At 68.7% G+C, this 24,037-nt stretch carries 20 protein-coding genes; 17 read left to right on the top strand and 3 right to left on the bottom strand.

Translation table 11 applies throughout. The features are described 5' to 3' along the window. The first annotated feature begins 5 nt into the window (after positions 1–5). The 3 genes from IG196_RS03280 to IG196_RS03270 are packed head-to-tail and all read left to right on the top strand — an operon-like array spanning position 6 to position 2,064. Entirely contained in the window at positions 6–638 is a 633-nt protein-coding gene (locus IG196_RS03280; protein ID WP_192195012.1) for a DUF4136 domain-containing protein, read from the top strand. A 22-nt stretch (positions 639–660) separates the two neighbouring features. Next, positions 661–1,311: a histidine phosphatase family protein gene (locus IG196_RS03275; protein ID WP_192195011.1), complete on the top strand. Its 651-nt coding sequence runs from the start codon at positions 661–663 to the stop codon at positions 1,309–1,311. Positions 1,312–1,371: 60 nt separating this feature from the next. Continuing rightward, positions 1,372–2,064: a Crp/Fnr family transcriptional regulator gene (locus IG196_RS03270; protein ID WP_192195010.1), complete on the top strand. Its 693-nt coding sequence runs from the start codon at positions 1,372–1,374 to the stop codon at positions 2,062–2,064. Positions 2,065–2,305: 241 nt separating this feature from the next. On the opposite strand, the gene IG196_RS03265 is transcribed toward IG196_RS03270, so the two are convergent. Together IG196_RS03265 and IG196_RS03260 are read right to left on the bottom strand one after the other, a co-directional pair. Continuing rightward, a complete protein-coding gene (locus IG196_RS03265; protein ID WP_192195009.1) occupies positions 2,306–5,470 on the bottom strand; it encodes an efflux RND transporter permease subunit in 3,165 nt (1,054 codons plus the stop codon). Then, complete coding sequence (locus IG196_RS03260; protein WP_101491318.1) at positions 5,467–6,612, bottom strand: efflux RND transporter periplasmic adaptor subunit; 1,146 nt, start codon at positions 6,610–6,612, stop codon at positions 5,467–5,469. Before IG196_RS03260 ends, IG196_RS03265 begins: the two co-directional genes overlap by 4 nt. Before the next feature lie 256 nt (positions 6,613–6,868). Here IG196_RS03260 and IG196_RS03255 point away from each other — a divergent pair, with 256 nt between their 5' ends. The 9 genes from IG196_RS03255 (at position 6,869) to IG196_RS03215 (ending at position 17,186) form a co-directional block, all read left to right on the top strand. Continuing rightward, entirely contained in the window at positions 6,869–7,327 is a 459-nt protein-coding gene (locus IG196_RS03255; RefSeq protein ID WP_192195008.1) for a hypothetical protein, read from the top strand. Positions 7,328–7,415: 88 nt separating this feature from the next. Beyond that, positions 7,416–8,780, top strand: a complete 1,365-nt coding sequence (gene miaB, locus IG196_RS03250; protein WP_192195007.1) for a tRNA (N6-isopentenyl adenosine(37)-C2)-methylthiotransferase MiaB — start codon at positions 7,416–7,418, stop codon at positions 8,778–8,780. After that, positions 8,780–10,207: a sensor histidine kinase gene (locus IG196_RS03245; RefSeq protein ID WP_192195006.1), complete on the top strand. Its 1,428-nt coding sequence runs from the start codon at positions 8,780–8,782 to the stop codon at positions 10,205–10,207. The genes miaB and IG196_RS03245 overlap by 1 nt, the downstream gene beginning before the upstream one ends. A gap of 86 nt (positions 10,208–10,293) precedes the next feature. Further along, positions 10,294–10,905: a hypothetical protein gene (locus IG196_RS03240; protein ID WP_225616911.1), complete on the top strand. Its 612-nt coding sequence runs from the start codon at positions 10,294–10,296 to the stop codon at positions 10,903–10,905. A 61-nt stretch (positions 10,906–10,966) separates the two neighbouring features. Beyond that, positions 10,967–12,355, top strand: coding sequence for a sigma 54-interacting transcriptional regulator (locus IG196_RS03235; RefSeq protein ID WP_101491163.1), 1,389 nt, complete (start codon positions 10,967–10,969; stop codon positions 12,353–12,355). A 193-nt stretch (positions 12,356–12,548) separates the two neighbouring features. Then, positions 12,549–12,749: a hypothetical protein gene (locus IG196_RS03230; protein ID WP_082818265.1), complete on the top strand. Its 201-nt coding sequence runs from the start codon at positions 12,549–12,551 to the stop codon at positions 12,747–12,749. Between the two features lie 8 nt (positions 12,750–12,757). Beyond that, positions 12,758–14,773 carry a glucans biosynthesis glucosyltransferase MdoH gene (mdoH, locus tag IG196_RS03225; protein ID WP_192195004.1) on the top strand — a complete coding sequence of 672 codons (2,016 nt, stop codon included), beginning with the start codon at positions 12,758–12,760 and terminating at the stop codon, positions 14,771–14,773. 371 nt (positions 14,774–15,144) lie between these two features. Further along, positions 15,145–16,050, top strand: a complete 906-nt coding sequence (locus IG196_RS03220; RefSeq protein WP_192195003.1) for an RNA ligase family protein — start codon at positions 15,145–15,147, stop codon at positions 16,048–16,050. Further along, entirely contained in the window at positions 16,047–17,186 is a 1,140-nt protein-coding gene (locus IG196_RS03215; RefSeq protein ID WP_192195002.1) for an AAA family ATPase, read from the top strand. The genes IG196_RS03220 and IG196_RS03215 overlap by 4 nt, the downstream gene beginning before the upstream one ends. A 68-nt stretch (positions 17,187–17,254) precedes the next feature. Here the strand turns inward: IG196_RS03215 and ffh are convergent, their stop codons facing one another. Further along, entirely contained in the window at positions 17,255–18,649 is a 1,395-nt protein-coding gene (ffh, locus tag IG196_RS03210) for a signal recognition particle protein (RefSeq protein WP_192195001.1), read from the bottom strand. 194 nt (positions 18,650–18,843) lie between these two features. Here ffh and IG196_RS03205 point away from each other — a divergent pair, with 194 nt between their 5' ends. From IG196_RS03205 to ampD, 5 genes are read left to right on the top strand one after another with little or no spacing between them, the layout of a single operon-like run. Then, positions 18,844–19,656: an inner membrane protein YpjD gene (locus IG196_RS03205; protein ID WP_056575582.1), complete on the top strand. Its 813-nt coding sequence runs from the start codon at positions 18,844–18,846 to the stop codon at positions 19,654–19,656. Beyond that, positions 19,653–19,910, top strand: a complete 258-nt coding sequence (locus tag IG196_RS03200; protein ID WP_192195000.1) for a PP0621 family protein — start codon at positions 19,653–19,655, stop codon at positions 19,908–19,910. The genes IG196_RS03205 and IG196_RS03200 overlap by 4 nt, the downstream gene beginning before the upstream one ends. After that, positions 19,907–21,604 (top strand): two-component system sensor histidine kinase NtrB, encoded by a 1,698-nt coding sequence (locus IG196_RS03195; protein WP_192194999.1) that lies wholly within the window; start codon positions 19,907–19,909, stop codon positions 21,602–21,604. Before IG196_RS03200 ends, IG196_RS03195 begins: the two co-directional genes overlap by 4 nt. A gap of 5 nt (positions 21,605–21,609) precedes the next feature. Further along, positions 21,610–23,163, top strand: coding sequence for a sigma-54-dependent transcriptional regulator (locus IG196_RS03190; protein ID WP_192194998.1), 1,554 nt, complete (start codon positions 21,610–21,612; stop codon positions 23,161–23,163). Further along, positions 23,150–23,767, top strand: coding sequence for a 1,6-anhydro-N-acetylmuramyl-L-alanine amidase AmpD (gene ampD, locus IG196_RS03185; protein WP_192194997.1), 618 nt, complete (start codon positions 23,150–23,152; stop codon positions 23,765–23,767). Before IG196_RS03190 ends, ampD begins: the two co-directional genes overlap by 14 nt. Positions 23,768–24,037 lie beyond the last annotated feature (270 nt).

Here is a 24,037-nt window from a genome sequence, read left to right as displayed (position 1 = left end):
CCCTTATGTATCGTGCGTTTTCAGCTCTATTTTTAGTAGCAACCCTGAGCGGCTGCGCCACCTCCTGGGTGGTCGACAGCAACGTCAAGAGCTTTGCCACGCCGGGCACGACCGTGCCGCCCGGCGCCACCTACCGCTTCGAGCGCCTGCCTTCGCAGCAGGCTGACACGGCGCGCCAGGAAGGGCTCGAGGCCATGGCCGCGGCGGCGCTCGACAAGGTCGGCCTGCGCCGCGACGACGCCCGGCCGCAGTACACAGCGCAGATCGGCGCGCGCGTCACGGCGGCGCTGTCGCCCTGGGCCGATCCGTGGCTGTACGGGCCCGGCCCTTGGGGCTACGGCTATGGTGGCTACAGCGGCTACTACGGCCACCGCTGGCATGGCGGCGGCTGGTACGGCGGCCCGATGTTCACGCCGCCGGCCAACCCCTGGTACCAGCGCGAGGTGAGCCTCGTGCTGCGCGAGGCGGGCGGCAGCCACCGCGTGGTGTACGAGACCCGCGCGCGAAACGACGGCCCCTACAGCTCGAGCGCGGCGATCCTGCCGGTGATGTTCGAGGCCGCGCTGCAGGGCTTTCCGAACCCGCCGCCGGGCGAGCACCGCGTGAACATCGAACTCACGCCCGCAACCAAGAAATGACGCACTTCTAGAATTCGGACGGATGGAAGCCAACCTCACCCGCCTGATCGCCGTGCGCCACGGCGAAACCGCCTGGAACGTCGACACCCGCATCCAGGGCCACCTCGACATCGGCCTCAATGCCACCGGCCTCTGGCAGGCGCAGCGCGCCGGACAGGCGCTGGCCGACGAGCCGATTGCAGCGGTCTATGCCAGCGACCTCTCGCGCGCCTGGCAGACCGCGCAAGCCATCGCCCAGCCCCACGGCCTCGAGGTGCAACCCGACCTGGGCCTGCGCGAGCGCGCCTTCGGCCGCTTCGAGGGCATGAGCTTCGCCGAGATCGAGGCCACGCTGCCCGAAGACGCCCGCCGCTGGCGCGAGCGCGACCCCGAGTTCGAGCCCGAAGGCGGCGGCGAGAGCTTGCTGACCTTTCGCGATCGCGTGACGGGCACCGCCTCGGCCATCGCCGCGCGGCATCCGGGCCAGTTGGTGGTGCTGGTGGCCCACGGCGGCGTGATGGACGTGCTCTACCGCGCCGCCACGCGCCAGGAGCTACAGGCGCCGCGCACCTGGCAGCTCGGCAATGCGGCCATCAACCGCATGCTGTGGACGCCCGAGGGCTTCAGTCTCGTCGGCTGGAGCGACATCACGCATCTGGCCGCGGACACGCCGCTCGACGAGTCCACGACCTAGGACCTGGCGCGACAGCACGATGGGCCGCTCGCCTTTCTCCGACCCGGGCAAGACGCTCCCATGAAAAGAACAACGCCCACCCCCTCGGCGTACGCCAGCTGGGATGCGTCGCAGACCTTGTCTGCGCCGTGGACCGACGCCACGCATCTGGGAAGCTTCGTCACCCTGGAGGCCGGCGACACCATTGCGCGCGAAGGCGAACGGCACGATTACTTCTATCTGTTGCGATCGGGCTTCGTTCACTCCACGATCCAGCGAAGCAACGGCTCGGAGTTCCTGCTCGAGATCTTCGGGCCCGGTGCGATCTTTGGCGAAGGCCCGGCGTTTGCCGACAGCCCTCGCCCCACGACGACCCGTGCGGTCGCGCCGGCCATGCTCAGCCGCTACCGCCCGGCGGATGTCGCGCAGCAGTTTTCAGCGCTGCCCGAACTCGCGACCTCGTTGATCCAGTTGCTCGGCTTCAAGAACCACATGATCGTCGCCAAGCTGGCCGGGGTGGCCTCGGCGGCGCCCAAGGAGCGGGTCGTCGATCTGCTGCTGCGTGTGGCGCGTCCGCCATCGACGCAGGCATCGAACACACTCACCGTCGATCTGACGCACGAGCAGATCGGCGCCATGACGGCGTTGAGCCGCGTCACCGTCACCCGCACGTTGAATGCGCTGGTGGGACACGGGCTCATTGAAACGCGGGCCCGGCAGGTCAGCATTCCGAATGCAGCGGCCTTGCGTCGTTACCGCGACGCGACACCGTAAGAAAAAAGCCCACTTCCTGTATCGCTGGATACCTTCGGCGCCTTCACCCCCTCGCCATCATTCATCCCGTCACACACATGGATGGGAAGAGGGCAGGAGGAAAAAACGGAGGGACCGTTGAAGCAAGAGGCCAGAGCGCCCTCAATGGACGATGGCCCGGTGTGACGTTTCGCAGGACTGCAAAAGTTCTTCTGGCCGGGTGGCTCACGCGCGTGGCCATCCGGCATCTTTTGGATCGCCGTCAGGCGTGCGAGGCGGCGTGACCGCCCGCTGCAGCCTCGGCCTTCGCCTCGCCCGGCAGCTCCACCATCGGACCGCTGCCGCTGTAGCGGTCGAGCGCCAGGTAGATCGCGGGCGTGATGTACAGCGTGATCACCTGCGAGAAGATCAAGCCGCCCACCACCGCCACGCCCAGTGGCTGACGCAACTCGGCGCCGGCGCCCAGGCCCAGCGCGAGCGGCAGCGCGCCCATCAGCGCGGCCAGCGTGGTCATGAGAATCGGGCGGAAGCGCAACCGGCAAGCCTCGCGGATCGCATCGACCGGCTTCATGCCTTCGGTGCGCTGCGCGTCGAGCGCGAAGTCGATCATCATGATCGCGTTCTTCTTCACGATGCCGATCAGCAGCAGGATGCCGATGGTCGCGATCAGCGTGAGGTCGAAGCCGAAAAGCTTCAGCGAGAGCAGCGCCCCCACCGCCGCCGAGGGCAGGCCCGCCAGGATCGTCAGCGGGTGGATGTAGCTTTCGTACAGCACGCCCAGCAGCACATAGATGACCAGCACCGCGAGCACCAGCAGCACGGCCTGGCTCGACTGCGAACTCTGGAACACCGCCGCGTCGCCGCCGTAGGTCGTGATGATCGACTGCGGCATCTTCAGCTCGTCCTTGAAGCGGTCGATCTTCGCGGTCGCGTTGCCCAGCGGCACATCGGGGCCGAGGTTGAACGACACCGTCACCGCTTGCAGCTGGCCCTGGTGGTTGACCGAGGTCGGCCCCACGGTGCGCTTGACGGTCGAGAAGGCCGACAGCGGCACCAGCTTGCCGGTGGTGCTGCGCACCGACAGGCGCGCCACGTCTTCCTCGAACTGGCGGTCGCTGTCGGCCGCCGACAAGATCACCTGGTAAGTGTTGCTGGCGCCGTAGATGCTGCCGATCTGGCGGTCGCCGTACGCGTTGTACAGCGCGGTGCGCAGGTCGCCCACGGCCACGCCGAGCACGCCGGCCTTGTCGCGGTCGATCTCGAGCGTGGCCTGCAGGCCGCGGTTCTGCGAGTCGCTGGTGACGTCGCGGAAGTCGGGGTCGGCGCGCATGCGCTCCATGAGTTTGGTCGACCACGGCACCATCTCGCCGGCGTTCACGCTCTGCAGCGTGTACTGGAAACGCGCCTTGCTCTGGCGCCCGCCCAGGCGCAGGTTCTGCACCGGCTGCATGTAGACGGCCACGCCCGGAATTTCGCGGAAACGCTGGCGCAGCGACTCGAGCACCTTCGGCATCTTGGGCCGCTCGCTGCGCGGCTTGAGCACCGCGAACAGCCGGCCCGAGTTCTGCGTGGCAGTCGGGCCGCCCACGCCGACGAAGGAACTCACGTAGGCCACGCTCGGGTCGGCCTGGAGCGCGGCGGCCACGCGGTCCTGCAGCGCCTTCATGGCGGTGAACGAAATGTCTTCGGCCGCCTCGGTGGTGATCTGGATCTGGCCGATGTCTTCCTCGGGGAAGAAGCCCTTGGGAATGCTGACGAAGAGCCAGGCCGTGACGACGAAGGTCAGGCCCGCCATCGCCAGCATCAGCGTGCGGTGCCCGAGCGTCCAGTCGAGCGTGCGCATGTAGCCGCCGTGCACCGCGCGGTAGCCGCGCTCGAAGGCACGGCCGATCGCGGTGCCGGGCTCGGGGTGCCCTTCTTCATGGTCCAGCGCGCCTTCCTTGCGTGGCACGTGCTTGAGCAGCCGGCTCGCGAGCATCGGCACGAGCGTGAGCGACACCACGGCCGACACCAGCACGGCCAGCGCCACCACCACGGCGAACTCGTGGAACAGCAGGCCGATCACGCCGGGCATGAAGAAGATCGGGATGAACACGGCCACCAGCGAGATCGAGATCGACACGATGGTGAAGCCCACCTCGCGCGCGCCGCGCAGGGCAGCGGCCATCGGCTCCATGCCCTTCTCGACGTAGCGCATGATGTTTTCGAGCACCACGATGGCGTCGTCCACCACCAGGCCCACGGCCAGCGTGATGCCCAGCAGCGAGACGTTGTCCAGGCTGTAGCCGAAGGCGTAGAGCAGCGCCACGGCGCCGATCAGCGAGATCGGAATGGTGGCCGCCGGAATCAGCGTGGCCACCAGCCGGTGCAGGAACAAAAAGATCACCAGCACCACCAGCGCGATGGTGCCCAGCAAGGTGAGCTGCACGTCGTGCACCGCCTCGCGGATGGAGATCGAGCGGTCGTTGACCATCTGGATCTCGACCGACTGCGGCAACTCGGCCTTGAAGCGCGGGATGAGCGCGCGCACCGCGTCCACCACCTGCACGGTGTTGGCATTGGGCTGGCGCTGCACGGCCAGCGAAATCGAGTCTTGCCCGTTGAAGCTGCTGCCGGTCTTGACCGACTCGAAGCTGTCTTCGAGCGTGGCCACTTCGTCCAGCCGCACCGGCGCGCCATTGCGTTGGGCAATGATGAGCTTGGCGAAGTCGGCCGCCTTCATGAGCTGGCGGTTGGCCTGGATGGTGAGCGTCTGGCGCGGGCCGTCGAGCGTGCCGACCGGCGTGTTGGCGTTGGCCGAGTTCACGGCCTTCGCCAGTTCGTCGAGCGTGATGTTGCGCGCGTTGAGCAGGTCGGCGTTGGCCTTGATGCGCACCGCGAAAGCCTTGCGCCCGTACACGCCCACCTGCGCCACGCCGTCGATGGTCGAGAGCGTGGGCGAAATGAGGTTCTCGGCGTAGTCGTTGAGCTCCGACGGGTTCATCGACGGCGAGATCAGCGCAATGAACAGCACCGGCGCGTCGGCCGGGTTCACCTTGCGGTACGAGGGCAGCTGCGTCAGTTCTTGCGGCAGCTGGCGCTGGGCGCGCAGCAGCGCGGCCTGCACGTCGACCGCGGCGGCGTCGATGTCGCGGCTGCTGACGAATTCGAGCGTGAGCGAGGTCACGCCCTGCGTGTTCACCGAGCTGATGGTCTGCAGGCCGGGGATGGTCGAGAACTGCTTTTCGAGCGGCAACGCGACCGAACTCGCCATGGTGTCGGGGCTCGCGCCCGGCAGCTGCGCGTTGACGTTGATGACCGGCGTGTTGTAGCTCGGCAGCGCCGCGACCGGGATGCTGAAGTACGCAAAGATGCCGATGACCACGACGGCCGCCGACAGCAGCACCGTCATCGCCGGACGGCGGATGCAGAGCTCGGAAATGTTCATGCGCGTTCCCGCGTGGGCTTGATGTCCGACGAGGCCGCACTGCCCGGCGTGACGCCCGTGGTGCCGTTGCCGGGCGCGCCGCCGGGGCCGGCCGGCGCCTTGACGTCGATGCGCACCTTGCCGCCCGGGCGCACGTTCTGGCTGCCTTCGATCACGACCTGCTCACCAGGCGTCACGCCGCTCACGGCGACTTTGGTGCCGAAGGTGTGGAGCACCTTGACCTGGCGGCGCGCCGCGTTGCGCTCGGCATCGACCACGTACAGCGAGGTGCCGTCGGACAGCATCATGAGCGCCGCGGCCGGCACCACGGTGACGCCGTCGAGCATGCGCACCGTGATGCGCGTGTTGACGAACTGGCCGGGCCACAGGCTCTGGTCCGCGTTGGCAAACACGGCCTTGGCGCGCACGGTGCCGATCTGCGGATCGACCGTGTTGTCGACGAAGTCGAGCGTGCCGAACAGCGGCTCGCGCCGGCCCGTGACCAGCGCCTCGACCTTGGCGCGCGTGCGCGCGGCGGCCAGCAGGTCCTGCAGGTTGCCTTCGGGCACCGGGAAGCTCACGGCGATGGGGTCGAGCTGGGTGATGGTGACCAGCGACAGCGTGGGCTGCACCAGCGTGCCCGGGTAGATGTTGACGGCGCCGATGCGCCCCGCGATGGGCGCGCGCAACGTGGCGTAGCCCAGCGCCACCTGCGCCGACTGCACGGCCGCGCGGTCGGCCGCAACGGCGGCGCGTTGCGCCTGGAGCTGCGACAGCGTGGCGTCGGCCGCGCTCTTGGCAATGAAATTCTGTGCCACCAGGTCCTGGCTGCGCTTGTACTGGCGCTCCAGGTCGGCCATGGTGGCCTCGTCCTTCTGCTGCTGGGCCCGGGCGCGCGCGAGGTTGGCCTGGTCGTTGCGGTCGTCGAGCGTGAAGAGCAACTGCCCTGCTTTGACGAACTGGCCTTCCTTGACGTGCACCGCGCTCACGGTGTTGGTGACCTGCGGGCGAAGGTCGACGCTGTTGAGCGAGACCACGCTGCCGTTGACCTGCACGGTGACCGGCACGTCCTGCTTTTCCGCGGTGGCCAGGGTCACGAGCGCGGCAGCGGCGGGCTTGGCCTCGTCTTTCGCGCTTTTCGTTACCGCGCGGTCGCCGGACATGCGCCACCAGCCCCCTGCGACGGCTACGATCAACACGCCCGCGAGGGCGAAGGCGGCAGTTTTCTTCATGGGTTTCTTGTGCACTTTGGGCTGACAGCAGCTATTGGAGCAGTGGCCGACGCGCGGTGTTCACGGGCACCGTAAAGAAATGTAAAGCAGACCCGACGGAAAGCCCTTCACCACCCGCTGCGCCCCGGCATGAGGGAAAACACCCCCTCGCTAAAATCGCCGGTTCCACAGCCTCTGGATATACCCCATGAACCGCTGCAAGGCACCCACGAAAACGCTCACTTCCCTCGCCCTTTGCGCAGCCCTCGCCGGCGCCGCAGGTCTTTTCTCCCTCCACGCCAGTGCCCAGGACGAGGTGCCCCGTCCGCAGACGCAGAACGAGTCGCTCAATGGCGGGCGCAACTTTCCCATCGGCACGCTGCGCGGCAAGTTCATGGTGACCAGCGCCCCCGACGTCGAACTCGACGGCCGGGCCGACCGCCTGGGCGCCGGTGCGCGCATCCGCAGCCCGCAGAACATGCTGGTGATGCCCGGCGCGATCATCGGCCAGAAGTACCTCGTGAACTACACGCGCGACCCCGCCGGGCTGCTGCGCGAGGTCTGGATCCTGACGCCCGACGAGGCGATGGCCAGCCGCGAATCGCTGAACAAGCCGTTCCTGAACATCTGGCCGTTCACCTCGAACGACACGGTGAACACGCAGTAACGCGACCTCCCCGCAAGCAAGAAAAAATCCGCGGGCGCCACGAGCGCCCGCCGCCCTTCCACTTCGCGAAGGGCAGAGAGAGCTCCCCATGAAAAAAGTATTCATCAAGACCTTCGGCTGCCAGATGAACGAGTACGACTCGGACAAGATGGCCGACGTGCTCCACGCCGCGCAGGGCTACGAGCCCACGCAGAACGTGGACGAAGCCGACCTCATCCTGTTCAACACCTGCTCGGTGCGCGAGAAGGCACAGGAGAAAGTGTTCTCCGACCTCGGCCGCGTGAAGCACCTGAAGGCCAAGGGCGTGAAGATCGGCGTGGGCGGCTGCGTGGCAAGCCAGGAAGGCCAGGCCATCATCGCGCGCGCGCCCTATGTCGACATCGTGTTCGGCCCGCAGACGCTGCACCGCCTGCCCGAGATGCTCAACGACCGCGACAGGCTCGACCGCCCGCAGGTCGACATCAGCTTCCCCGAGATCGAGAAGTTCGACCACCTGCCGCCCGCGCGCGTCGAAGGCGCGACCGCCTTCGTGTCGATCATGGAAGGCTGCTCCAAGTACTGCAGCTACTGCGTGGTGCCCTACACCCGCGGCGAGGAAGTGAATCGCCCGCTCGACGACGTGCTGGTCGAAATTGCCGGCCTGGCCGACCAGGGCGTGCGCGAGATCACGCTGCTGGGCCAGAACGTGAACGCCTACCGCGGCAAGATGGGCGACACCGCCGAGATCGCCGACTTCGCGCTGCTCATCGAGTACGTGGCCGAGATCCCCGGCATCGAGCGCATCCGCTACACGACCAGCCATCCGAACGAGTTCACGCCCCGGCTCATCGAAGCCTACGCCAAGGTGCCGCAGCTCGTGTCGCATCTGCACCTGCCGGTGCAGCACGGCAGCGACCGCATCCTCATGGCGATGAAGCGCGGCTACACGGCCATGGAATACAAGAGCACGGTGCGCAAGCTGCGCGCCATCCGACCCGACCTGGCCCTTTCCAGCGACTTCATCGTCGGCTTCCCCGGCGAGACCGATGCCGACTTCGACAAGATGATGAAGCTCATCGACGACTGCCAGTTCGACAACAGCTTCAGCTTCATCTTCAGCCCGCGCCCCGGCACGCCGGCCGCGACGCTGCAGGACGAAACTCCGTACGACGTGAAGCTGGCGCGCCTGCAGACGCTGCAGCGCGTCATCGACGGCAACGTGCGCCGCTTCGGCGACGCGCTCGTGGGCAGCACGCAGCGCGTGCTGGTCGAGGGCGCCTCGCGCAAGGACGCGAACGAGCTCATGGGCCGCACCGCCTGCAACCGCGTCGTCAACTTCGAAGGCGACGCCCGCCTCGTGGGCCAGATGGCCGACCTGCGCATCACGCGCTCGCTGGCCTACACGCTGCGCGGCGAAGTGGTCACGCGCGAATCGGCCCTGGCTGCTGCTGCCGCCACGGCGCTCGCCCACTGATGGCGAAACGTCCGTCCGTCCGGGGCTCGTTCCAACAGCTCCTGCTGTTTGCCTTTTTGCTCATCACCGCGCTGCTGGTGGGCGTGGCACTGCGCTCGGTGCTGCAGTACGACGCGCTCGTCACGCAAAGCCGCGACGCTGCGGCGCGCGCGCTGCGCCTGTCGGGGGCCTCGCAGTCGCTGGCCGAACGCAGCGCGGCCATGGAGCGCGCCGGACGCCAGTCGCTGGTGCTCAACGACGCCGTGCTGCGCCGCCGCTTCGATGAAGCGGCGCGCGAATCCCACCAGGTGCTGGAACGCCTCGAACGCAACGGCCTGCCGGCCGCCGGCATCGACATGTGGCGCGGCCAGCTCGGCGTGATCGAAGGTCTGCTCAGCGGCAGCCCTGACAGCGCCCTGGCGCGCGAAAGCACGATGGCGATGCAGTTCCGCGAACTCGACGCGCTGAACACCAACCTCGCGCAGCAGGCGCAGTTCCTCATCGAAACGCAGAACGACGCGCTGGCCAAGCGCATCGAGAACGCGCGCCGCCGGCTGATGCGCGAGGTGGTGGCCGCCAGCGTGCTGGCCGTGTCGCTGGCGCTGGCTTTCGGCATCTGGCTGGCGCGCCCGTTCAAGCGGCTCGAGAACGCCATCGTCGGCCTGGGCCAGAACCGGCTCGACGAACCGATCGACATCCGCGGCCCGGCCGACGTGCGGCGCGTGTCGCAGCAGCTCGAATGGCTGCGCCTGCGCCTGACCGAACTCGACGCCGACAAGGCGCGCTTTCTGCGCCACGTGTCGCACGAGCTGAAGACGCCGCTGGCCGCGCTGCGCGAAGGCGTGTCGCTGCTCGAAGACGGCGTGACCGGCCCGCTGAACCCGGCGCAGCTCGAAGTCGCGCAGATCCTGCAGCAGAACACCGTGTCGCTGCAGAACCAGATCGAAGCGCTGCTGCGCTTCAACGCCGCCGCCTTCGAGGCGCGCGAGCTGCGCCGCGAACGCACCGAGTTGCTGCCGCTGATCGAAGAGCAGATCGAGGCCCAGCGCCTGCAGTGGCAGGCGCACGGCCTGCGCGTGCGCGCCGAGGGCGAGCCGATCACGCTCACGGTCGACCGCACCAAGCTCGGCACCGCCATCGCCAACCTGCTGTCGAACGCGATCCGCTTCTCCGCCGCGGGCGGCGTGATCACGCTGGCCGTGTCGGGCACGCCCGAGGCGGTGCACATCGACGTGTGCGACGCCGGCCCCGGCATTGCCGCGGGCGACCGCGACCGCATCTTCGAACCCTTCTTCCGCGGCGAGCGCCAGCCCGAGCACACGGTGAAAGGCACCGGCATCGGACTTTCCATCGTGCAGGAGTACATTGCAGCCCATGGGGGCCGCATCGCCCTGCTGCCGGACGGCCCCGGTGCACGCTTTCGCATCGAACTGCCGCGCACGACCTGACCCCGGACACCCCCACCCAACACCGCCCCGCGCTTTTTCGACCCATGTTCCTTTCGTTCGTCCGCAGATCCACCTTCGCCGGGGCCATGGCCGTGCCATGCGCCCTGCTGCTGGCGGCCTGCGCCTCCCAGCCCAAGCCGCCGGCCGAAGCCGACGCGCTGCCGCCGCCCGTGGCCGCGCCACGCGTGGTGCCGGTCGAGGCCGAGCCCCGCGCGCCGGCCACGCAGCCGGCCTCGCTGTTCACGCAGCTCACGCAGGGCCCCGTCGCGGCCCTGCTAGCCTACGCCGACAAGGTGCGCCCGCTGGGCGGCGCCGACCTGAGCGCAGAAATTTCGCGCGTCGGCGAACAGGGCGAAACGCCCGCGGCGCAGATGCAACTCGCGATCCTGCTCGCGCAGACCCGCGTGCCGGCCGACCTGGCGCGCGCGCTGGGCCTGCTGCAGCGCGTGATCGGCAACCCGGCCCCCGAAGCGCAGCCGCTGCAACCGCTCGCGCGGGCGCTGGCCGCGCGTTACATCGAGCAACGCCGCGTCGAGGACGACCGCGACAAGCAGGTGCAGCAGCTGCGCGACAGCCAGCGCCGCATCGACCAGCTCAACGAGCGCATCGAGGCGCTGCGCGCCATCGAGCGCAGCTTCGCCCGGCCCAACACGCCGGCACCTGTCATTGCCCCCAGCGGAAGCCGGTCCAATCCATGAGCGCCGTGCCGGGCCGCCCCAAACAAGCTCGCACCGAAGTGCGAAGCACGGAGGTAGATCGATGAGTACCACCGGCGCCCGCCTCCTCGTGGTCGATGACGACCCGGACATGCTGCGGCTGCTGTCGATGCGGCTGGTGTCGGCGGGCTACCAGGTCACGGCCGTCACCTCGGCCGAGACCGCGCTCACCCAGCTCGAGATCGAGCACCCGCAGCTGGTGCTCAGCGACGTGCGCCTGCCCGGACGCGACGGCCTGCAGCTGTTCGACGAGATCCGCAAGCGCCACCCGACGCTGCCCGTCATCCTGCTGACCGCGCACGGCACCATTCCCGACGCGGTCGAGGCCACGGCGCGCGGCGTGTTCACCTACCTCACCAAGCCCTACGACGCACGCGAACTGCTCGAGAAGATCTCGCAGGCGCTGGCGCTCGGTGCACCGACCACCACGCCGAGCAAGACCGGCGACGACAGCTGGCGCTCGGAAATCGTGAGCCGCAGCAACCGCATGGCCGAGCTGCTGGCCGAGGCGCGCATGGTCGCCAAGTCGGACGCGTCCGTGCTGCTGCGCGGCGACTCCGGCGCCGGCAAGGAACTGCTGGCGCGCGCCATCCACAAGGCCAGCGCACGCGCCGACAAGCCCTTCGTGGCGGTCAACTGCGGCGCCATTCCCGAGGCGCTGCTCGAGTCGGAACTGTTCGGCCACATGAAGGGCGCCTTCACCGACGCCCACGCCAACCACAAGGGACTGTTCCAGCAGGCCGACGGCGGCACGCTGCTGCTCGACGAAATCGGGGACATGCCGCCCGCGCTGCAGGTCAAGCTGCTGCGCGTGCTGCAGGAGCGCGCGGTGCGCCCGTTGGGCGCGAGCCAGTCGATCGAGGTCGACGTGCGCATCGTCTCGGCCACCCACCGCGACCTGGACGCCGCGATGGAAGCCGGCCAGTTCCGCGAAGACCTGTACTACCGCCTGAACGTGGTGACGCTCACGCTGCCGCCGCTGTCGGCGCGGCGCGAAGACATTCCGCTGCTGGCCAACCACTTCCTGCAGAAGCTGTCGACCAAGTACGGCAAGCGGCTGTCGGGCTTCGCGCCCGAGGCGCTGAAGGCGCTGACCACCGCCGCATGGCCGGGCAACGTGCGCCAGCTCTACAACGTGGTGGAGCAGGTCTGCGCGCTGTCGGGCTCGCCGCTGATCCCGCTGGCGCTGGTGCAGCGCGCGCTGCGCGTGCCGAGCGTGGAGGTGCTCACCTATGCCGAGGCCAAGCAGCGTTTCGAGCGCGATTACCTCGTCGGCCTGCTCAAGCTGACCGACGGCAACGTGGCCGACGCCGCCCGCCTGGCCGACCGCAACCGCACCGAGTTCTACCGCCTGCTGCAGAAGCACGAGCTCACGCCGGGCAACTTCAAGGCCGACGTTGTCGCTCCCGGTGGCGACCCTGTCGCCGAGTAGCGACAGGCCTAAGTTGTTGATTTGAAAGGCTGTTTTCCGAGGGGCCCCAGGGCTTGTCGGGATTCGGCGACAAAAACGGGGGTTTCGGGGGCCCGGCGGGCCCCTTCCCCACGGAAAAACGCTCCGAGTCGCGCCAAGTCGTTGATTTGAAAGAATTTTTCCAGGCTGGCACAGGGTTTGCCCCTGTACTGGCATGACAGCACTTACCAGCCCATCTTTCGCACTGCGTCCGCAGCGCGACGGCCTGCGTCAAAAGCAGTTTTCCTCCTCGCGGCCCCGTGCCGCGGGCCATTCGCTGACCGCGCTCTCGGGCGTTGGCGGCGCCGCCACGGACTGCGTCTTCAAGCGCCTTCCGGCCATTGGCGACACCCCCCTCGACAAGCAACGTTGGTGAATGAAACGATGAAGCCGAACGACTTCTCCCACCTCAACGTCCTCGCCGAATCCGACATCGCGCGCCGCAGCGCGCTGCGCGAGGAACGCCACCCCAACGCCGTCACGGCACCGCCGGTGAACCGCGGCTCCATGGCACCACGCCCCTGGCGCGGTTTCTGGAACAGCCTGGGCACCGCCATGCTCGTGCGCCTGGGCGCCGGCCGCAATGCCGACAGCGCCCCCGCCGCCAAGCAAGCCACCCCGGCTCCGCAGGCCTGGGAACGCGCCGCCGGCCAGCGCCGCCTCGCCTTCATGCTGCTCACGCTGCTGAGCACCGTGATCGCGTCGTCGCTGTTCGCCAGCGTGCAACCCGACTACGACAACGTCTGGCTCGAATACGGCCAGATCGGCCTGTACGGCCTGCTGTCGGGCTGGGTCGTCACCGGCTTCGTGACCGCGCTCATGGGCTTCTATGTCTCCGTGCGCGGTGACAAGCACGCCCTCTCGGCGAAACAGGTGGCCCACCACCCGATGAACCCCGAGGCACGCACCGCGATCATCATGCCGATCTGCAACGAGGACGTGGCCACGGTGTTCGCCGGCCTGCGCGCCACCTGCGAATCGGTGGCCACCACGGGCCACGCCAAGCAGTTCGACGTGTTCGTGCTGTCCGACAGCTACAACCCCGAGACCGCCGCCGCCGAGCGCGCTGCCTGGGAAGACCTTCGCGCCGCCCTGGCCGAAAGCCCGAACCAGCCGCAGGTCGAGGTGTACTACCGCCTGCGCACCCGCCGCACCCACCGCAAGGCCGGCAACGTGGCCGACTTCTGCCGCCGCTGGGGCAAGGACTACCGCTACATGGTCGTGCTCGACGCCGACTCGGTCATGAGCGGCGACTGCCTGTCCTCGATGGTCAAGCTGATGGAAGCCAACCCCACCGCCGGCATCATCCAGACCGCGACGCAGGCCATCGGCCACGTCACGCTGCACGCCCGCGCACAGCAGTTCGCTTCGCGCGTGACGGGTCGCCTGTTCACGCTGGGCATGCAGTTCTGGCAGCTCGGCGAGTCGCACTACTGGGGCCACAACGCGATCATCCGCGTCGAAGCCTTCATGAAGCATTGCGCGCTGGCCCCCATCAAGGGCACCGGCGGCATGTCGGGCGGCATCATGTCGCACGACTTCGTCGAAGCCGCGCTGATGCGCCGCGCCGGCTACCACGTGTGGCTGGTGTCCGACCTGGTCGGCAGCTACGAGCAACAACCGCCGGACCTGCTGGCCGAGCTGCAACGCGACCGCCGCTGGTGCCAGGGCAACCTGCAGAACGCCCGCCTGATGGCCGAACCCGGCATCCACCCGGTGCACCGCGCGATGTTCGTGACCGGCACCATGGCGTATGCCTCGGCCCCGCTGTGGCTCGCGTTCCTGACGCTGGGCACCGCCCTGTGGCTGAGCGGCTCGAGCCTCGTGTCGAGCTGGAGCGTGCTGCCCGCCGAGCTGGCCGGCCTCTGGGTCTGGACCCTGTGCCTGCTGTTCCTGCCGCGCGTGCTGGGCATCGCCGCCGTGCTGATGCGCGGTGAGCAACGCCAGTACGGTGGTGTGTGGGGCCTGGTGAAGAGCTCGGTGCTCGAAGCCGGCCTGGCCATCGTGCAGGCCCCGGTGCGCATGCTGGCCCACTCGCTGTTCGTGCTCGTCGCCCTCACCGGCATCAAGCTCGACTGGAAGTCGCCCCCGCGTGAAGCCAACGCCGTGCCGTGGAAGGTCGCTGCAACCCAGCTGGCCCCCATGACGCTGGTGATCGCCATGCTCGCCATCGGTGTCGCCATGATCGACCCGAGCGCACTGATCTGGCTCATGCCTGTCGGCCTGCCGCTGCTGCTGGCGATTCCGCTGACCGTGCTGACCAGCCAGATCGCGCTGGGCACCACGCTGCGCGACCGCGGCTTCCTGCTGATTCCCGAGGAATCGCGTTCGCCCGCCGTGCTGCGTCGTGCATGGATGCATGCGCTGCGCCTGGCGCGCCCGGCACTGGCAACCGCCTGATGCGCTGAAGACACAGCACTCACAAGAAGCCGACCTCAGGGTCGGCTTTTTTCATGGCGCGTGGTCAGTGTGGTGTCCCGCAAATAGCTGCGCAGATGAAATCGCGCAGCTATTTGCGGGACACCACACTAGAATCGCGCCTTCCTTTTTTATCCACCCACGGATCTCTTCGATCCCCTGGAGCGCCAAGTGCCCCGATTCGCCGTCATCACTCTCTGACGCCGACAACACCACTCGCTGGTCATGTCGGGCGCCAAGCTGCGTTCCCCCACTGACCAGGCACGGCCCCGCTCCGGCCGCCGAGTCGATCTCTCTTCCAGCTTCGCTCCCGCACGTTGTCGGTTCTTCCTGATTTGCATCTGGAGACCAACGTGTTCCCTCTCTCTTCTCTTTCTCTTTCGTCGATCCCGCTGCTCAAGTACCCGCGTACTGCGCACCTGGAAGGCTCGCGCCTGCAGGCCGGCGACACCGACGACGGCCAGACGCCGTTGTCCGCACTGCACGGCCAGCAGGTGGTCATCGAGGAAAAACTCGATGGCGCCAACGCGGCCGTGTCGTTCACCTCGGCGGGCGAGCTGCTGCTGCAATCGCGCGGCCATTACCTGGCCGGCGGCGCGGGCGAACGGCAGTTCAACCTGTTCAAGCACTGGGCCGCGGCACATGAAGCGGCGCTGCTCGAACGGCTCGAAGACCGCTACGTGATGTACGGCGAGTGGTGCTTTGCCAAGCACAGCTGCTGGTACGACCGGCTGCCGGCGTTCTTTCTGGAGTTCGACCTCTACGACCGGCAGGCGCAGTGTTTCCTGTCGACGCCCGCGCGGCATGCGCTGCTGGCCGACGGCCCCGTGCTGTCGGTGCCCGTGCTGTACGAGGGCGAAATGCCGCGCAGCGCGAAGGCTCTGCGCACGCTGGTGCAGCCGTCGCTCGCGCGCAGTGCCGACTGGAAGCCGGCCTTCGAGCAGGCGGTGGCGCACGAAGGCCAACCGCTCGACCTCGTGCGGCAGCAAACCGACCTGTCTGATCTGGCCGAGGGCCTGTACCTCAAGACCGAATCGGTCGGGCAGGTGACCGGCCGCTACAAGTGGGTGCGACCCGACTTCGTGCAGACCATCCTCGACTCGGGCTCGCACCACAGTCGCCGACCCGTGCTGCCGAACCAACTGGCGCCGGGTGTGGACCTCTACGCGCCGACACCGCAATTGAACTGGCAAGACCTGGGGCTGCGCACGCTGCGCGACCCAGCCGAGCTGGCAACAACTACAAGGAGGCCGCGATGACCTACGACGATTTGCGCGCACTCGTCCCGAAGTCTTCACAGGACTACGACTGGGCGCAGTGCTGCGAACTGCTGCCGGCCTTGCTGCGCCTGGAAGAAACGCCACAGGACCCGTACTACCACGCCGAAGGCAATGTCGGCATCCACACGCGCATGGTGCTCGACGCGCTCCTGGCCGACGTGCACTACCAACGCGCCGACGCCGGCGGCCGCTTCGTGCTGTTCATGGCCTGTCTGCTGCACGACATCGCCAAGCCCGACACCACGGTGATCGACGAGGCCAGCGGCCGCATCGGCCAGCCCGGCCATTCGCGTCGCGGATCGGTCGACGTGCGCGTGCTGATGTGGAAGGCCCGCGTGCCGTTCGCATTGCGCGAGGCGGTCTGCCGGATCATCGCCGTGCACCAGGTGCCGTTCCACGCCTTCGCCTCGCGCAAGGGCGTGCGGCCCGAGTGGCTGGTGCACAAGCTCTCGTGGGAGCTGAGCCTGCCCGACCTGTGCTGCGTGGCGCGCTGCGACATGGTGGGGCGCCACTACGAGAAGCGAGCGGACAGCCTGGCCGACATCGCACTCTTCGAGCAGCTGGCGCAGGAAGAAGGCTGCTGGGAAGGCCCGCGAAAAATGGCCGATGCGCACACGCGCCTGGCCTACTTCCGCGGCGCCGACACCAGCCCCGACTACCCGCTGTTCCAGACGCCGGGCTCGCAGGTCACGGTGATGTGCGGCCTGCCCGCGAGCGGCAAGAACCACTGGGTGGCGCTGCACCGCAAGGGCTGGCCGGTCGTGTCCTTCGACGATGCGCGCGCCGAACTGGGCCTCAAGCACGGCGAGAACGACGGGCTCGCCGCGCACCACGCGGTCGACCAGGCCAAGGCGCTGCTGCGCAAGCAGGAGCGCTTCGTCTGGAACGCCACGCACCTGAGCCAGCAGATGCGCACCAAGACGCTGGACCTGCTCTGGGCGTACCACGCGCAGACCGAACTGGTGTACCTGGAGGTGCCGCACGCGGAGCTGATGCGCCGCAACCGCGCGCGCGACACGACGCTCTCGAACGCGGGCATCGAACGGATGCTGCACCGCTGGGAGTTGCCCGCGCCCGTCGAAGCGCACGCCACGGTCTACGACATGCAGACCTGAAAACGACAAAGCCCGCCGGGGCATCCCCGGCGGGCTTCTGTGTGACTGTCTCTATATATGTAGGGGGCTCAGAACGGCAGCTTGCCGCCGCCTCCGCCCATGCCGGACATTCCGCCCATGCCCTTCATGCCGCCCATCTTCTTCATCATCTTCATGAGGCCGCCGCCCTTCATCTTCTTCATCATTCCCTGCATCTGCTCGAACTCGTTGAGCAGGCGGTTCACTTCCTGAACCTGCACGCCGGCGCCGGCCGCGATGCGGCGCTTGCGCGTGGCTTTCAGCAGCTCGGGCTTGCGGCGCTCCAGCGGGGTCATGCTCTGGATGATCCCTTCCTTGCGGCGGATGTCGCGCTCGGCACGCGTCATGTCAGCCTCGCTGGCCTTGGCGGCCATCTGCTGCGGCAGCTTGTCCATCAGGCTGGAGAGGCCGCCCATCTGCTTCATCTGCTGCAGCTGGCCGAGGAAGTCGTTGAGGTCGAAGCCCGCGCCGCTCTTGACCTTGGCCGCGAGCTTCTGCGCCGCTTCGACGTCGACGCCGGCCGTGACCTGCTCGACCAGCGCGACGATGTCGCCCATGCCGAGGATGCGGCCCGCATGGCGCTCGGCGTCGAACACCTCGAGGCCGTCGATCTTCTCGCTGGTGCCGGCGAACTTGATCGGCACGCCCGTGACCTGGCGCACCGACAGCGCCGCACCGCCGCGCGAATCGCCGTCGGTCTTGGTCAGGATGATGCCGGTGAGGGGCAGCGCTTCCTTGAAGGCCTTGGCGGTGTTGATCGCGTCCTGGCCCTGCATGGCATCGACCACGAACAGGGTTTCGACCGGATCGAGCGCCGCGTGCAGCTGCTTGATTTCGGTCATGAGCACTTCGTCGATCGCGAGGCGGCCGGCCGTGTCGACCAGCAGCACGTCGAAGTAGTGGCGCTTGGCGTGGTCGAGCGCGGCGCGTGCGATGTCCAGCGGCTTCTGGTCGGGCGTGCTCGGGAACCACTCGGCGCCGGCCTGCTTGGTCACGGTCTTGAGCTGCTCGATGGCGGCCGGACGGTACACGTCGCCCGACACGGTGAGCACCTTCTTCTTGCGCTTCTCGATCAGGTGCTTGGCCAGCTTGGCGGTGGTGGTGGTCTTGCCGGCGCCCTGCAGGCCGGCCATGAGGATCACGGCGGGCGGCTGGGCCGCGAGGTTGATGTCCGACACGCCCTCGCCCATGGTGGCGGCGAGTTCGCGGTTGACGATGCCGACCAGCGCCTGGCCCGGCTTGAGCGAGCCCAGCACTTCCTGGCCGAGCGCCTTGTCTTTCACGCGGGCGACGAAGTCGCGCACCACGGGCAGCGCCACGTCGGCCTCCAGCAGCGCCATGCGCACCTCGCGCAGCATGTCCTGCACGTTGCTTTCGGTGATGCGGGCCTGGCCGCTCATCGTCTTGACGAGGCGGGAGAACTTTTCGGTGAGGGCGGTGGCCATGAAGGAAATACCTTGTTGTCCGCGGCAGCGGACCGATGGAAAGTCGTGAAAACCTGGAAGCGGTACGCGGGCTCGCTCTGTCGTGGAACCCCGCGCAACCGGCTGTGCCGGACCGCGGGCGTTGCCCCCGGCAGGGGGTGGGCGAAGCGACACGGCGTGCGCGAAGCCTCGGGGCGAGCCTATACACTCCACCGATGATTTTAGCGATCCCCTCTCCACTCGGCGTGGCGCTGGGCATCGCCACCGCGGCAGCCTACGGTTTTGCCGCTGCCGCCGGTGCGCGGCTCAGCCGCCAGACCACCCAATGGGCGCTCGGCATCGCATGGCTGCTGCACGCTGCAGTGCTGGGCCACGGGCTGATCGGCGGCGACCCTCGCTTCGGTTTTGCACCGGCGCTGTCGGTCACGGCGTGGCTGGTGCTCACGGTCTATGCGGTCGAAAGCCGCCTGTACCCGCAACTGAAGGCACGCCGCGCGCTGGCCTGGCTGGGCGCGGCGGCGGTGCTGCTGGCGCTGCTGTTCCCGGGCACGCCGCTGCATGTCAGCGCCTCGCCCTGGCTGCCGCTGCACCTGGCACTGGGCATCGCCTCGTACGGCCTGTTCGGCGCCGCCGTGGTGCACGCCTGGCTGATCACGCGGGCCGAAAAGCAGATCCGCCTCGCCAGTGCCGACGCACAGGCCGGCGTGCCGCTGCTCACGCTCGAACGGCTCACTTTCCGCTTCGTCACGGCGGGCTTCGTGCTGCTCTCGGCCACGCTGCTGGCCGGCCTACTGTTCAGCGAACAGCTCTACGGCGCCGCCGGCCGCGCCTGGAAGTGGGACCACAAGACCATCTTCTCGGTGCTCGCTTGGCTCAGCTTCGCGGTCCTGCTGACCGGCCGCGCGCGCTTCGGCTGGCGCGGGCGCACCGCGCGGCGCGTGCTCTACGCGGGCGCGGCGCTGCTGCTGCTGGCCTACGTGGGCTCGCGCTTCGTGCTCGAAGTCGTGCTGACACGCCTGCCCGCATGAAGTACCTGCTCGTCCTCGCGGTGGTGTGGGTCGCGATCTGGCTCTGGCGCAAGAACCGGCGCGAAGAGATGCGCGACGCGCAACAGGAACGCGCCAAGAAGGCGCAACAGCGCACGCCGGCCGTCGGCCCGCCGCAGGCGATGGTGCGCTGCGCCCATTGCGGGCTGCACCTGCCCGCGGCCGACGCGCTCGCCGGGCCGGACGGCGCGGTCTACTGCAGCGCCGCGCATCGCCAGGCCGGCACCGCCGCATGAGTTCGTTGCGCCGGTCGCGCGGCGAACCGGCCACCGACTGGGACGTGCTCGACCTGGGCGCCGGCGACAGCACGGCACTGCTGCGGCTGTGGCGCGGCTTCATGGCGGCGCGCTGTTTCGTGGCGGTGGTGCTGGTGCTGCTGCAGGGCGTGGCCTTCGCCATCGGGCAGGCCGTGCAGCCGCTGCCGATCGTGCTGTCGGGCGGCTACCTCGTGCTGGCCTGGCTGGAGATGCGCTACGCGCACTTCGAGCCGCCGATCCGCGGCTTCTCGACGCTCTGGCTGCTGACCATCGGGGTCGACCTGGGCATCTTCAGCGCCTTGCAGGTGCTGCAGGGCGGTAGCGTCAATTACACGCCGCTGTTCGCGCTACCCGTACTGATGAGCGCGGTGCTCGGCACGCTGCTCGTCGGCCTGGGCACCACGGCCACCGTGACGCTGTTGCTGCTGGCCGACGCCGGCTGGCACTGGCTGCAGCAACCCGGCGACCCGTCGGCCCGCTTCGTGCAGGCCGCTCTCACCGGCACCGGCCTGTTCGTGGTGGCGCTGCTCGCGCACGAGCTGGCCCGCCGGCTGGCGCGCGAAGAGGCGGTGGCGCAACGCAGCCGCAGCCACGCGCAGATGCAGGCACAGGTCAACGACCTGGTGATCGAGACGCTCACCGAAGGCGTGCTGGTGATCGACGCCGAGGGCCTGGTGCACACCGCCAACCCGGCGGCCGACGCGATCCTCGGCCAAGGCCTGGCGCAGTTGCAACTGCCGTTCCCGCTGCACGCCCAGCCGGCCTGGCATGCGCTGGCCGCGCTGGCGCGCCAGACCTTCGCGCGGCGCGCGCCGCAGACCGAAGAAATTCCGGTGGCGCAGGCCCGCGGCGCGGCGCGCGAGGTGCGCGTGCGCACCCGGCTCACGCCCACCGACGACCGCCGCGCCGACAGCCTGTGCGTGATGTTCCTGCAGGACCTGCGCGAACTCGAAGCCCGCATCCGCACCGAAAAGCTTGCCGCCATGGGCCGCATGTCTGCCGCGGTGGCGCATGAAATCCGCAACCCGCTGGCCGCCATCGCGCAGGCCAGCGCGCTGCTCAGCGAAGACCTGACCGACCCGGCGCACCGCAAGCTGACCGACATGGTGCAGCACAACGCGCAGCGCCTGGCGCGCATCGTGGACGACGTGCTCGACGTCTCGCGCGCGCGCCAGCAGCGCGTGCTCTCGCTCGGCGAACAGCTGGTGCTCGACCCGGCCGCGCAGATCCTGGCCGAGGAATGGGTGCGCCAGACGCAGCGCAAGGGCGTGCGCGTGGCGCTCGACGCGCCGGGCAGCGAGGTGCGCTTCGAGGCCGAGCACCTGCGCCGCCTGCTGGTGAACCTGCTGGACAACGCGGCGCGTTACGCGAGCCAGCGCGAGGGTGCGATCCAGGTCATCACCACTTTGCAGCGAGCTGGCGTGCAGCGCGCCGCGTTGCTGGTGTGGAGCGACGGCGCGCCGCTGGAACCGGCGGTGCAGCGCCATCTGTTCGAACCCTTCTTCTCGTCCGAGAGCCGCTCCAGCGGCCTGGGCCTGTTCCTGTGCCGCGAGCTGTGCCGGCGCCACGGCGCCACCATCGGCTACGAACGGCGGGCGCTGGTGCCGGGTGGCCCCGAGGGCAATGAATTCTTCGTCAGCTTCGCCCCGAGCGAAAACCGGCTGACACAATAGCGGCCGTGAGCTCCCTCCCGCCCTCCGCCGCCGCCTCGCGCCCCGCGCAGATCCTCGTCATCGACGACGAGCCCGACTTGCGCACGCTCTACGAACTCACGCTGCTGCGCGAAGGCTACCGGGTGGAAGCCGCAGGCAGCGTGTCCGAAGCCTGGCAGCACCTCGAAGCCGGCCGCTTCGACGCCGTGATCACCGACATGCGGCTGCCCGACGGCGAAGGCATGGAGATCATCCATCGCATCCAGAAAGACCAGCGCAGCGAGCGGTGCGTGGTCATGACCGCCTACGGCTCGGCCGAGAACGCGGTCGAGGCGCTGAAGGCCGGCGCCTTCGACTACCTCACGAAGCCGGTCGACCTGAAGCAGTTCCGCGCCGTGGTGGCGTCGGCCGTGCAGGCCAACCGCGCCGCGGTGGTCGTGCCGCAGAAGCCTGCGCCGCAAGCCGCAAGCCACGGCGGCGAACGCCCCGATGCGCTGTCCGTGACGCGCAGCGGCGCCACCGCGCTCGACCGGCTGGTCGGCGACTCCGACCCGATGCGCCTCGTGAAGTCGCGCATCGCCAAGGTGGCGCGCGGCATGGCGCCGGTGCTGGTGCGCGGCGAGTCGGGCACTGGCAAGGAGCTGGTCGCGCGCGCCGTGCACGGCTGCAGCCAGCGCAGCGACGGCCCCTTCGTCGCGGTGAACTGCGGCGCGATTCCCGAGAACCTGCTCGAGGCCGAATTCTTCGGCGCCAAGAAGGGCTCGTACACCGGCTCGTCGCAAGACCGCGACGGCTACTTCCAGGCGGCGCGCGACGGCACGCTGTTCCTCGACGAGATCGGCGACCTGCCGCTGGCCATGCAGTCGAAGCTGCTGCGCGCCATTCAGGAACGCAGCGTGCGCGCCATCGGCTCGACGCAGGAAGACGCGGTCGACGTGCGCATCGTGAGCGCCACCCACAAAGATTTGCACGCCGAAGTGCTGGCCGGCCGCTTCCGGCAAGACCTGTTCTACCGGCTCAACGTGATCGAGATCGCGGTGCCCGCGCTGCGCGAGCGCCGCGAAGACCTGCCCGCGCTGTGCACCGCGCTGCTCGCGCGCATCGCGCAAGACGGCGGCCTGCCGGCGCCGCGCCTGTCCGACGCGCTGCTGCAGCGCCTGGCCCAGCACCCGCTCGACGGCAACGTGCGCGAGCTCGAGAACCTGCTGCACCGCGCCGTGGCGCTGAACGACGGCGACGAGCTGCAGATCGACCTGATGGGCACGATGCCGGCGGCGCCCCGCAGCGAAACTGCCGCCGTGCCGACCGAGGCGGCGACCGCCGCGGTTGCTGCGCCCGCACCGGCACCGGCCGTCGAACCCAAACCCGCACCGCCACCGCTGCCTTCCGATCTGCAAGCCTGGCTCGACCAGCAGGAGCGCGAGATCCTCGTGCGCGCGCTGCACGAAAGCGGCTTCAACCGCACGGCCGCCGCCGCGCGGCTCGGCATGAGCCTGCGACAGATTCGCTACCGCATCGCGCGCCTGGGCATCTCCACGCCCAACGGCGACGACGGTGCCACCGCGCATGCCGACGACTGACGACCTCGTCACCCCACCGGCCGGCGACGACGGACTCTGGCGCGCCGGCTGGTACCGCTTCGCCAAGGCCCTGCCCTCGCCCAACTTCGGCCCGCGCCCCATCGGCGCGCAGACCGACCTGATCGTGCTGCACTCGATCAGCCTGCCGCCCGGCGCGTACGGCGGCAACGCGGTGCAGCAGCTCTTCACCAACCAGCTCGACTGGGACGCGCACCCGTACTTCCAGTCGATCCGCGGGCTCGAGGTGTCGTCGCATTTCTATGTGCGGCGCAACGGCGAGCTGTGGCAGTTCGTGAGCTGCGACGACCGCGCCTGGCACGCCGGCGTGTCGTCGTGGCGTGGACGCAGCAACTGCAACGACGACTCGGTCGGCATCGAGCTCGAAGGCCTCGAGGGCGAGCGCTTCGAAGAGGGGCAGTACGAAACGCTGGCCAGCCTCTGCGCGGCGCTCGCGCAGCACTACGCCATCGCCCACATCGCCGGCCACGAGCACATCGCGCCCGGTCGCAAGCAAGACCCCGGCGCCGGTTTCGACTGGCGCGTGCTGCGCGAACAGCTCGGCTGGAGTCCACAAATGTTTCCCGAGCAGGTGGTGGCGCGCTAATTTTTTCAATCGCGTGGCGCCTCGTGATGCGGCGCTCTCGCAGCGCAGCAATTCGATGAGTGCAAGCGCGCAGCACAGCAACCATGCGGCCTGCAGGCCCAAATCGTCTTGCAAGCCGCGCCCAGCGTGGGTTGCGCCACCATGGTCCAGTATTCATGCGGCATCGCTGGTGATGCGCTGAGTCCTGCGCAATTCCTGCCGAGTTGCATTTACAAGAAAACACTACCTGTAGTGGCTTGTGGGGCACCGACACCCTAGATATAGTGTCTT

The sequence above is a fragment of the Variovorax sp. 38R genome (assembly GCF_014843395.1).
In the GTDB taxonomy this organism is placed as follows: domain Bacteria; phylum Pseudomonadota; class Gammaproteobacteria; order Burkholderiales; family Burkholderiaceae_C; genus Variovorax; species Variovorax paradoxus_H.
Note: the sequence above shows the minus strand (reverse complement) of the source record. Positions and strands in the feature narration are given on the sequence as shown.